We start from the raw sequence: 11635 nt of genomic DNA, 5'->3' as shown, positions 1-11635 counted from the left end.
CACGATGACGAGAGCATTTTCAAATCAAGCGACAACGAATGTCATGAACCGTAGGAGCGGCTCTAGGTGGCCTAGGGCCATCAGCCGCGACGGACTTTCCCCTTTGCATCCCGGCACATGGATGTGCGCGCTTCTGCAGAAGGATCTGCATGAAAGCCCCATCGCGGCTGAAGCCGCTCCTACGCCGAATGCGGTTACGTAAGCGCGAGTCGGACACGCCGGCGCCGAGGCTACTTGCCGATGCAGAAGCTCGAAAAGATCCGCCCCAGCAGATCGTCGGCGCTCATGCGCCCGGTGATCTCGCCGAGTGCTTCATGCGCCAGACGCAGTTCTTCGGCGGCCAGTTCGAGCCGCTCGTAGTCCAGTTCCGCACGTGCGGCGGCCACGTGCCCGGCCGCACGCAGCAGCGCCTCGACGTGGCGCGTCCGCGCGGTGAACTCCCCATCGACACTCTCGCCAGCCTCGCCCTCGGCGAGCGCGCGCAGGCGAGCATGCAGCTCGTCCAGGCCTTCGCCCGTGGCCGCCGAAACCGCGACTTCGTCATCGGCCAACACGGCCGGCGTGGCCAGCAGATCGCGCTTGTTGTGGATCCACAGCCGACGCGGCACACCTTCGATCGCATCGGCGACCGCCGCGCGGCCTGCCTGCGGATCACGCGCATCGATCACCACCAGCGCCAGGTCGGCACGCTGCAGTTCGTCGCGGGCACGCCGCATGCCTTCACGCTCGATCGCGTCGCCACCTTCACGCAGGCCGGCGGTGTCCACCAACGTCAGTTCCAGACCATCGATGCGGATCGTCTCGTGCAGCGTGTCGCGGGTGGTGCCGGCGACATCGGTGACGATCGCGCGATCGCTGCCGGCCAGCGCATTGAGCAGCGAACTCTTGCCGGCGTTGGGCGGACCGACCAGCACCGCATGCAGGCCATCGCGCAGTTTGCGGCCGCGCTCGGCGTCGTGCAGCAAGCGTTGCAGCGCGTCGGCCGCTTGTACGAGGCCGGCGCGCACCTGCTCGCCGCCCAAGGTGTCGATCGGTTCGTCGACGAAATCGATCGCCGCTTCTACATGGATGCGCAATCGCGTGAGCTGCCCGGCCACGTCTTCGACGCGGCGCGAGAACACCCCATCCAACGAACGTCGCGCAGCACGCGCGGCACGTTCGTCACCGGCCGCAATCAGATCGGCGATCGCCTCTGCCTGTGGCAGATCGAGCTTGCCGTTGAGAAATGCGCGCTTACTGAATTCACCGGCCCGCGCCTGCCGTGCGCCCAGCTCGATGCAACGGGCCAGCAGGCGCCGCAACACCACCGGGCTGCCATGCCCTTGCAGCTCCAGCACCGATTCGCCGGTGAAGCTGCGCGGTCCCGGAAACCACAACGCGATGCCGTCATCGAGGGTCTCGCCGTGCGCATCCAGAAAGCGCGCGTAATGCGCCCGGCGCGGCACCAGTCCAACGATGCCGAGTCCAGCCGCGATATCGAACGCACGCGGGCCCGACACCCGCAACATGCCCACGCCACCGGCGCCGGCAGCGGTGGCAATGGCGACGATGGTGTCGGTGCTCATTGCTTAGAGCTCACGCAGGCGCGCGCGCACCTGCTCGGCGGATTCGCCCTGCGGTTGCAGCGCCAGGTAGGTGGTGTAGGCGGTACGTGCCTGGGCACGCTGCCCCCCTTGGAAGTAGGCATCGCCAAGATTGAGGTAGGCGACTGCACGCGAAGGGTCGATCTTCAAGGTGTTCTCCAGCCAGCGCGCCGCTTCGGCATAACGGCCCTGACGGTAGTACACGAAGCCGAGATTGTTGGCCGCCAGCGCGAAGTCCGGCCGCTGCTTCAACGCTTCGGCAAACTGCAGCGCGGCCTCGTCGTAGCGCTTCTCCTTGTACAGCTGCAGACCGCGATCGTTGGCCCGCTGCGCGAGCTGGCGATCACTGGCCTTGCCCGCCGCCGGCACCACCAGCTTCGACTCTCCGCCCTGCAGATCCTTCACCGTCACCGGCGTGGCGGCATCGGCCGCCTGCGCACGATCGACGCGGCCATTGAGCGCGATCGCGTCGGCAGGCAGCTGCGCGGTATCGGCGGTGAGGAACTCCTCGGCCTGCGGCACCTGGAACACGAACTCGCCGCTCTGCGAACCGGGCAGGCTGCCGAACGCCGGCGTCTGCTGCGATACCGCCGACACCGCCGGCGCGACATACGCCGCCAGCTCGGTGCCGGTGATCAAACCATCGCCATTGAGATCGGCCTTGCCCGACAGCGCCTGCAACAGCACCCAGGTGAACACCGAATGGCCGTTCGGCCCGCTGTCGGCGACCTGCTGATCGGCGCCACCGGCGGTCAGCATCTGCCGGCCGACGCGGCGCGCGTTCTCGCGCAGATAGGCGTTGGGACCGGCACTGCCGCGGGTCAGACCCAAGCCGCTGTAACAGGCATCCATCACGAACAACACGTGCTTGGCCTGCAGGCTTTCGGCGATGTTCTGGATATCACTCATCGCGATCGCATCACTGGCGAACTCGGCCGGATCCGAATCGGCCGGGATGATGTAGCCCAGCTCGCGTCCGGAGGCCAGCTGGCGGGTCGCGCCATGGCCGGCGAAGAACACGAACACGCGGTCGTTCTTCTGCGTGCGTCCGTCGGCCAGGCGGTCGTGGAACGCGGCCAGGATGTTGTTGCGCGTGGCCTCGCCGTTCTTGAGCAGGATCACCTGCGAGGACGGAAAGCCGAAGCGCCCGGTCAACGTGTCGGCGATCGCCTGCGCGTCATTGGCGGCGTATTCGAGCTTGGGCCACTTGCCGTAGTTGTCGATACCGATCACCAGCGCCCACGACTTCTCGTAGCCGGTGGTGACGGTGGTGTCGGCCGCCACCTCGCCACGTGGACGGGTCACGGTGAACTCGCGACCGTTCCAGCCGGCGAACTGATAACCGTCGGCGGTGAGCTTGTCGAGGATCTGCGGCAGCGCCTTGACCGCACGATCGTGGATGTCATGGAACAGGATGATGCCGCGCTGCTCCTTGGCCACCTGCCCGAGCACGCGCTGGACGATCGAGTCCGGCACCGGGTCGGCCCAGTCCATCGAGTCGATGTTCCACATCACCGATTTCAGCCCGGCCTCTTTCAGTACCTGCAGGCCTTCGGCGTTGCGCGCACCATATGGGAAGCGGAACAACGGCGCGCGCTTGTCATCGACCGCGCGCAGCAGCGTATCGGTATCCAGCACCTGGCTGCGCAACGCGGCGCCGGTGGTCTTGGAAAGCTGCGCGTGGGTCAGGCTGTGGTTGCCGACCGCGTAGCCCTGTTCCATCAGCTCGCGGCTGACCTTGGCCAGCGGCGCCAGTTGCGGCTTGCCATCGGCATCAAGCCGGCCGAGGTTGCGGCCAACCTCGAAGAACGCACCGGGCACGCCGTAGCGCTTGAGGATCGCCACGATCTCGTCGGTATAGGCATTGTGCGGACCGTCATCGAAGGTCAGTGCAACCGTCTTCGGCGGCAACCCGCGTCCGAAGATCTCGCGCTCGTCATCGCTCATCGACATCGGATACGGCTCGATCACGCCGTAGTCGCGCAGGATCGCCTCGCGCGTGTACACGCCGCGCAGGTGGGTGATGTAGTCCTCCCACTTCTCGCGCTTCTGCACGATCGCGCGCGTGGTGTCGAAGCGGCTGAAGATGCGGGTGATTTCGCGGTTGTAGTTGCGCTCGATTTCGTCGAGCGCATCCAGATCCTCGCCGATGCGTTGGTGCAGCTTCACCGCCGGCAGTGCAGAATCGCGACCGATGCGCTCCTGCAGATCGCGCAACACTTCGCGGAACGCCAGTCGATCGGCGTCGTACAGATCGGGGGAAGATTCGATGTAGTCGAGCAGGCTGCCGATGCCGGCCAGGCGATCGGGCGCGCCAGACTTCAACAGCGCATCGAACGCCGCATCGATGGCGGCACGCTGGTCCAGCCCATCATGGAACAGTTGCTGCCCGACCATGCTGGAGGTCGAGCGGTCACGCGCCGACTGCGCATCCTCGTCGGCCAGCAACACGATGATCTTGCGATAGCCCGCCAGCAGCGTCTGCAACTGCTCGCGCAACGCGCGCACCTGGGCGTTGTCGTGCGCGGCCGGCCCGGTTTCAGCGGGCGTCTCGCCCGCGGCGGCGGCAGCTTTTGCCACTTGCTGTCCGGCCTGTTTTCCACAGCCGGCCAACAGCAACACACAGACCAGCACAACGGACAGGGGGCGGCAGGCAACAGGCATCACGGTGCAACTCGACGAGGCAGAGTGCGCGCGATTCTACGGCAGATGGCATCCCCTCCTTCGGATAGGCCAGCTTCTTGTGGGAGGGACTTCAGTCCCGACAGGCTTTGCCTGGAAAGCGTCGGGACTGAAGTCCCTCCCACATCAGCCTCCCCAACGAAAAGGCCCGCCTTGCGGCGGGCCTTCGAGGATCACTTGGCGACGTTGTCGTGGATGATCTTGGCCGGCGATTCGCCGTGCTGCTTGATCATCCACCACTGGATCAGCAGGCCCAGGCCACCGTTGACCACCCAGTACAGCGCCAGGCCGGACGGCACGAACGCCATCATCACGCCGAACACCAGCGGCATGAACTGCATCATCTTCGCCTGCATCGGGTCCATGCCCGGGGTCGGCGTCAGCTTCTGCGTCATCCACATGATCGCGATGTTGATGATCGGCAGGATGAAGTACGGATCACGCGCGGTCAGATCCTGGATCCAGCCCAGCCACGGCGCCTGACGCAGCTCCACCGACTCCACCAGCACCCAGTACAGCGCGAAGAAGATCGGCATCTGGATCAGCACCGGCAGGCAGCCGCCCATCGGGTTGATCTTCTCCTTCTTGTACAGCTCCATCATCGCCTGGTTGAGCTTGGCGCGATCGTCGCCGTAGCGCTCCTTGAGCTGCGCCAGACGCGGCTGGAACTTGCGCATCTTCGCCGCCGACTTGTACTGCGCCGCCGCCAGCGGATACATCGCCCCGCGCAGCAGCACCACCAGCCCGACGATCGCCCAGCCCCAGTTGCCGATCAGGCCATGCAGGTGGTTGAGCACCCAGAACAGGCCCTGGCCGATGATCGCCATCAGCGAGAAGCGGCTGTAGTCGACCACGCGGTCGAGCCCCTTCACGTCTTCCTTGGTGATCGCCGCGACCAGCTTCGGGCCGACCCACAGCCGCGCCTCGGTGCTGGCGCTCTGGCCGGGGGCCACGGTGAAGCCCGGGCCGCGCAGCTCGGCGACGTCACGCGGGCCGTCCTGCGCCAGCACGTACAGCGAGGTCTGGTCCTTCTGCGGGATCCACGCGGTGAAGAAGTGATGCTGCAACAGCGCGATCCAGCCACCGGTGATCTGGCGGTTCAGGCCGCCATCGTCGGCGTAATCCTTGAATGCGCGACGCTCGTAGCCTTCCTGCGGGCTGTACCAGGTCGCCCCGTTGAAACTGAAGGAATCCGGGTTGGTCATGTTGCGGGTGAGGATCGCCGGCACCCGGCTCAACTTGCGGAACACATAGCCGGTCCACGGCGTGGTGCCCTTGTTGATCACTTCATCCTTGACGCTGATCGCATAGCGACCACGCTCCAGGGTGAAGGTACGACGGATGCTGACGCCATCCGGACCATTCCACACGAACGGGATCGCCAGCGTTTCCTGGCCATCGGCCAGGTTGAACTCGGTAGCGGCCTGCTCAAGACGGAAGCCGCCGATGCCCGGCACCGGCGAGTTGGCCTGGCTGGCCCAGCCGCTGATCGCGCTGTATGGATGCGCCGGCTCGTCGGTCAGCAGGTCCACCGGCGGTGCGCCGGCATCCTTGCTCTGCGGGAACTTCAGCAGCTGCGCGTCGAGCACGCTGCGGCCATCCAGCTTCAGGCGCAGCACGTCGGTGGTGACGGTGACCAGCGGCGCCGATTCGGTCGTCGCGGCCGTCACCGGTGCGGGCGTCGAACCCGGCACCTGCGGGACTGTCTGCGCCGGAGCGCCCGGCACGTCGGCATCGCGTGCGGCCGGAACGGTCTGTGTGGCGACGGTCGGGGCAGCAGGAGCGGTCTTCTCCTTGTTCCACTCCATCCACAGCAACGCTGCGACCATCAGCCAGGCGAAGAACAGGAATACACGGGTCTGGTTCATCAGGCAGCAACTCGGCTCAGTCGGAACGGCGTTCCGGCTCGTTCGGTGAAAGGGGGGAAGCGGCCCCGGCGGGCGGCGGCATTGTGACGTCCGCAGCAGGCACGGGCAATGCGCCCGCTCGGCGCAACACGCGCAGCAGGGCCTCACGGATCTGTTGGTTGCTGGCCTGGGCAGCGCTCTGGCGCGCGACCACGACGTAGTCGCCTCCGGCCAGCGCAGGCAGAATGTGGCGAACCGTATCGCGCAGCACGCGCTTGATCCGGTTGCGTCCCACGGCGCGGGGATCGACCTTGCGCGATACCGCCATGCCCAACCGCGGCGGGGTATCGCCCGATCGCCAGTGCAAGCTCATCAGCGGATCGGAGCAGCGACGTGCCTGGTCGAAGACGACCGCGTATTCGGCGCGCGTGCGAACCCGCGCAGAGCGAGGGAATCGCCTGCGCGGGTGGAATTCGATCACGGTAGAAATTGCCTTGGCCGCGTTCAGCGGCAGGGCAATCAAGCGCTCAGGCGCTTGCGGCCCTTGGCACGACGACGAGCCAGGACCTTGCGGCCGTCGGCGGTCTTCATACGGGTGCGGAAGCCGTGGTCGCGCTTACGCTTGAGATTGCTGGGTTGGTAGGTGCGCTTGGTGGCCATGCGGGCCTCTGCATGAGGGATACGAAAGAACCGGAAATTCTATAGAAGACCCGTACTCGCGGTCAAGCTGTTGATTGCCCGGGCTTTCTCGACCGGGGTCGCACGCTGTGGATGTCCCTGTGAATAAGTCTGGGAAAAAACAGGTCCGGGTGGTAGTCTGGCCCATCCGCTTTTTGACTCCCGGGCGATCTGCACGGCGCATTTCTGCGCGCATCTGCCCGGCTTTGGATGAATACACTTTGATGGATGCTTGGCCCCGCTGCCTGGAACGTCTTGAAGCCGAATTCCCCCCGGAAGACGTGCACACCTGGTTGAAACCGCTGCAGGCCGACGAGCGCGCCGACAGCATCGTGCTGTATGCCCCGAACGCCTTCATCGTCGAGCAGGTCCGCGAGCGTTACCTCGCCCGGATCCGCGAGCTGCTGGCGCACTACGCCGGCAACGGCGAAGTGGCATTGGCGGTGGGTTCGCGCCCGAAGCCGATCGAACCTGCACCCGCCCTGGCCGCCGCCACTGCGCCGACCAGCGCGCCGGTTGCGACCACACCGGCGGTGCCGTTCACCAGCAACCTCGATCCGCACTACACCTTCGCCAACTTCGTCGAGGGCCGCAGCAACCAGCTCGGTCTGGCCGCGGCCTTCCAGGCGGCGCAGAAGCCCGGCGACCGCGCACACAACCCGCTGCTGCTGTACGGGAGCACCGGCCTGGGCAAGACCCATCTGATGTTCGCCGCCGGCAACGCGCTGCGTCAGAGCAATCCGAACGCCAAGATCATGTATCTGCGCTCGGAACAGTTCTTCAGCGCGATGATCCGCGCGCTGCAGGACAAGACCATGGACCAGTTCAAGCGTCAGTTCCAGCAGATCGACGCCCTGCTGATCGACGATATCCAGTTCTTCGCCGGCAAGGACCGCACGCAGGAGGAGTTCTTCCACACCTTCAACGCGCTGTTCGACGGCCGCCAGCAGATCATCCTGACCTGCGATCGCTATCCGCGCGAAGTCGAAGGCCTGGAACCGCGCCTGAAATCGCGCCTGGCCTGGGGCCTGTCGGTGGCGATCGATCCGCCGGATTTCGAGACCCGCGCGGCGATCGTGCTGGCCAAGGCACGCGAGCGCGGCGCCGAGATTCCGGACGACGTCGCCTTCCTGATCGCCAAGAAGATGCGCAGCAACGTGCGCGATCTGGAAGGCGCACTCAACACGCTGGTGGCACGCGCCAACTTCACCGGCCGCGCGATCACCGTCGAGTTCGCCCAGGAAACCCTGCGCGACCTGTTGCGCGCGCAGCAGCAGGCGATCGGCATCCCGAACATCCAGAAGACCGTCGGTGACTACTACGGCCTGCAGATCAAGGATCTGTTGTCCAAGCGCCGCACCCGCTCGCTGGCGCGTCCGCGCCAGGTCGCGATGGCGCTGGCCAAGGAGCTGACCGAACACAGCCTGCCGGAAATCGGCGATGCCTTCGCCGGTCGCGACCACACCACCGTGCTGCACGCCTGCCGCCAGATCAAGCACCTGATGGAGACCGACGGCAAGCTGCGCGAAGACTGGGACAAGCTGATCCGCAAGCTCAGCGAGTAAGCGCGGCGTCCGTCGCGCACCTCAAGCACAATTCGGTGCATGATCGGCGGATAAATCGGGGGGAATCTGTGGATAAACTTGCAGCCGGGATCGAGGCAAAAACTATCCACAGGTTCTACCCGTAGTCCAGGACCAGTAATCCAAGGGGTTTCGCGACAAAAATCCCTTTTTGAAACATACACTTAAGGTAGTTTTCCGCGAAATCCGCGACTACCATCACCACCAAGTTTTGATTTATTCCATATCTTTTAAAGCATAGGGGCACGGAACCACATGCGTTTCACACTGCAGCGCGAAGCCTTTCTCAAGCCGTTGGCGCAAGTCGTCAACGTGGTCGAACGCCGTCAGACTCTGCCGGTCCTCGCGAACTTTCTGGTGCAGGTGCAGAACGGTCAGCTGTCGTTGACCGGTACTGACCTGGAGGTCGAAATGATCTCGCGCACGTCTGTGGAAGATGCGCAGGACGGCGAGACCACGATTCCGGCCCGCAAGCTGTTCGACATCATCCGCGCCCTGCCCGACGGCAGCCGCGTCACCGTCTCGCAGTCCGGCGACAAGGTCACCGTGCAGGCGGGACGTTCGCGTTTCACGTTGGCCACGCTGCCGGCGAACGACTTCCCCTCGGTCGACGAGGTCGAAGCCACCGAGCGCGTCGCGGTGCCGGAAGCCGGCTTGAAGGAACTGATCGAGCGCACCGCGTTCGCGATGGCGCAGCAGGACGTGCGCTATTACCTCAACGGGCTGCTGTTCGACCTGCGCGACGGCATCCTGCGCTGCGTGGCCACCGACGGTCATCGCCTGGCGCTGTGCGAGACCGACCTTGAAGGCGGCAGCGGGACCAAGCGCCAGATCATCGTGCCGCGCAAGGGCGTGACCGAGCTGCAGCGTCTGCTGGAAGGCGGCGATCGCGAGCTGGAGCTGGAAGTCGGCCGCAGCCACGTGCGGGTCAAGCGCGACGATGTCACCTTCACCTCCAAGCTGATCGACGGTCGTTTCCCGGATTACGAGGCGGTGGTGCCGATCGGTGCCGATCGCGAGGTCAAGATCGATCGCGAGATCCTGCGCGCGGCACTGCAGCGTGCAGCGATCCTGTCCAACGAAAAGTACCGCGGTGTACGCGTGGAAGTCTCGCCGGGCCAGCTGAAGATCAGCGCACACAATCCGGAGCAGGAAGAGGCGCAGGAAGAAGTCGAAGCCGACACCAAGGTCAGCGACCTGGCGATCGGCTTCAACGTGAACTACCTGCTGGATGCGCTGTCGGCACTGCGCGATGAGTTCGTGATCATCCAGCTGCGCGATGCCAACTCCTCGGCGCTGGTTCGCGAGTCCAGCAGCGAGAAGTCGCGCCACGTGGTGATGCCGCTGCGTCTCTGACCTGGCCGCGTTTGGTTCCACGTGGAACACGCTCAACAAGACGCCCGGCAATGCCGGGCGTTTTTGTTTCTGCTCTGTTCCCGTTCTTGGCTTTTTGTGGGAGGGACTTCAGTCCCGACGGGCTCCACCGGGAAAGCGTCGGGACTGAAGTCCCTCCCACAAGGACTCCATCCGATGCGAGTAGTGGCTTTCCGTTCTCAGGCAACTGGCGAGATTGAACAATCAAGCAACAGCGTTGGATCAACGTACTTGGCCCAGGGTCCATGAAACGAAATCATTGGGGTCCAACATCGCCAGATCTCCGGGAAGTTCGCTTTGATCAAAGCCGGAGCGGAGCAGGCGCGAGCAGATTGCTTTCTTGCGCTCCTGAGCAGTGGCTTGTTTCCAGAAAACACCGCTTTCCATGCTTCAAAAGCTTTAAATATCTTTAATAACTGTAGTGGTGGTGTAGCCAGATTTTATGTAGAAGTGCCTTATCTCAATGATTTTAAAGGACTTTATTGCCTTGAAACCCGGTCTGTTTCTGGCCTTGAAGGTGGGGATAGCATGTGGATAAGCCCGATTCCTTGATGTTGTCCCTTCTGACTGCCCCACTTGTCCACAGCTGATCCACAGGGCAACCAATCCGACGGTGACGCCGGTCGGTTGGCCGGTTTCACGTATGCTTCCCCGCCACGCGCAGATTCGCCTGACGCGGGCCCGTGATCGAACCTGCATGCGCATCCACCGTATTGCCCTCCACCACATGCGTCGCTTCGATGCGGCCGAGCTGCAGCCCGCCGCCGGGCTCAACCTGATCACCGGCGACAACGGCGCGGGCAAGACCACCTTGCTGGAAGCCCTGCATCTGATGGCCTATGGCCGCAGTTTCCGTGGGCGGGTACGAGATGGCCTGATTCGCCAGGGTGCAGTGGCGCTGGACGTGTACGTGGAGTGGCAGGAAGCGGTCGATGGTCCGGAAACCGGCCTGCGGCGTCGCGTCGGCATGAGTCACAGCGGTCAGGACTGGAAAGGTCGGCTCGACGGCCAGGATGTGGGCCAGATGAGCACGCTGTGCGCGGCGCTGGCGGTGGTGACGTTCGAGCCGGGCAGTCATGCACTGATCAGTGGCGGTGGCGAGGCACGGCGTCGCTTCCTGGATTGGGGTTTGTTCCACGTGGAACCTGACTTCATGCCGCTGTGGCGCCGCTACTCGCGGGCGCTCAAGCAGCGCAATGCCCTGCTCAAGCAGGGCGGACACGGCAATGTGGCGTTGGATGCCTGGGACAAGGAGCTGTCCGAAGCCGGGGAAACGCTGACATCCCGGCGTCTGCGCTATCTGGAGCGGCTGCAGGAGCGGATCGTGCCCCTGGCGCAGCGGATCGCGCCGGGGCTGGAGTTGGTCGGCCTGGAGTTCTCTCCAGGGTGGCGCCGTCACGAACTGTCGCTGGCCGACGCGCTGCTGCTCGCGCGTGATCGCGACCGCCAGTACGGCTACACCTCGGTCGGTCCGCATCGCGCCGATTGGAAGACCGAGTACGCGACCATTCCAGGCCGTGAGGCACTCTCGCGCGGACAGGCCAAGCTCACCGCCCTCGCCTGCCTGATGGCGCAGGCCGAGGACTTCGCGGTGATGCGCGGACAATGGCCGGTGGTTGCGCTGGACGATCTGGGCTCGGAACTGGACCGCAACCACCAGCGGCGGGTGCTCGAACATCTGCTCGCAGCGCCGGCCCAGGTGATGATCACCGCCACCGAAGTACCGGCTGCCCTGGCCGAACTGGCCGTCCCCTACACGGTGTTCCACGTGGAACATGGGCTAGTGAGCGCTGGCAGCGCCACATAGGCATACTGGCGGGTCGCAGTCGGCGCCACGGGCCCGGCTGGTATAATTTGAGCGCTATCCCATTCTTCTTCGACGTTGCGC

9 protein-coding genes are annotated in these 11635 nt (G+C 64.8%); 4 read left to right on the top strand and 5 right to left on the bottom strand.

Translation table 11 applies throughout. The annotated features are described in order from the left end of the window. Window positions 1–230: 230 nt before the first annotated feature. The 5 genes from mnmE to rpmH all read right to left on the bottom strand — a co-directional run bounded on the left by mnmE (window position 231) and on the right by rpmH (window position 6772). Window positions 231–1565 carry a tRNA uridine-5-carboxymethylaminomethyl(34) synthesis GTPase MnmE gene (mnmE, locus tag AC3WJE_RS09575; protein ID WP_493730558.1) on the bottom strand — a complete coding sequence of 445 codons (1335 nt, stop codon included), beginning with the start codon at window positions 1563–1565 and terminating at the stop codon, window positions 231–233. Window positions 1566–1568: 3 nt separating this feature from the next. After that, window positions 1569–4163, bottom strand: coding sequence for a polysaccharide deacetylase family protein (locus tag AC3WJE_RS09570; protein ID WP_493730557.1), 2595 nt, complete (start codon window positions 4161–4163; stop codon window positions 1569–1571). A gap of 275 nt (window positions 4164–4438) precedes the next feature. Further along, on the bottom strand, window positions 4439–6133 hold the full coding sequence (gene yidC / locus AC3WJE_RS09565) for a membrane protein insertase YidC (protein ID WP_493730556.1): 1695 nt from the start codon (window positions 6131–6133) through the stop codon (window positions 4439–4441). 16 nt (window positions 6134–6149) lie between these two features. Beyond that, the gene (gene rnpA, locus AC3WJE_RS09560; protein WP_493730555.1) at window positions 6150–6635 is read right to left on the bottom strand and encodes a ribonuclease P protein component; all 486 of its coding nucleotides are present in this window, start codon (window positions 6633–6635) and stop codon (window positions 6150–6152) included. Further along, the gene (rpmH, locus tag AC3WJE_RS09555; RefSeq protein WP_493730554.1) at window positions 6632–6772 is read right to left on the bottom strand and encodes a 50S ribosomal protein L34; all 141 of its coding nucleotides are present in this window, start codon (window positions 6770–6772) and stop codon (window positions 6632–6634) included. The genes rnpA and rpmH overlap by 4 nt, the downstream gene beginning before the upstream one ends. A 242-nt stretch (window positions 6773–7014) precedes the next feature. On the opposite strand from rpmH, the gene dnaA reads away from it, so the two are divergent. From dnaA to recF, 4 genes are all read left to right on the top strand, one after another. Beyond that, window positions 7015–8355 carry a chromosomal replication initiator protein DnaA gene (gene dnaA, locus AC3WJE_RS09550; protein ID WP_493730553.1) on the top strand — a complete coding sequence of 447 codons (1341 nt, stop codon included), beginning with the start codon at window positions 7015–7017 and terminating at the stop codon, window positions 8353–8355. 273 nt (window positions 8356–8628) lie between these two features. Further along, window positions 8629–9729 carry a DNA polymerase III subunit beta gene (dnaN, locus tag AC3WJE_RS09545; RefSeq protein ID WP_493730552.1) on the top strand — a complete coding sequence of 367 codons (1101 nt, stop codon included), beginning with the start codon at window positions 8629–8631 and terminating at the stop codon, window positions 9727–9729. Between the two features lie 315 nt (window positions 9730–10044). Then, complete coding sequence (locus AC3WJE_RS09540; protein ID WP_493730551.1) at window positions 10045–10299, top strand: hypothetical protein; 255 nt, start codon at window positions 10045–10047, stop codon at window positions 10297–10299. A 145-nt stretch (window positions 10300–10444) separates the two neighbouring features. Continuing rightward, entirely contained in the window at window positions 10445–11554 is a 1110-nt protein-coding gene (gene recF, locus AC3WJE_RS09535) for a DNA replication/repair protein RecF (protein WP_493730550.1), read from the top strand. Window positions 11555–11635 lie beyond the last annotated feature (81 nt).

The sequence above is a fragment of the Pseudomonas sp. GW821-FHT07E12 genome (assembly GCF_058986605.1).
This window is presented reverse-complemented; position numbering and strand designations above follow the sequence as displayed.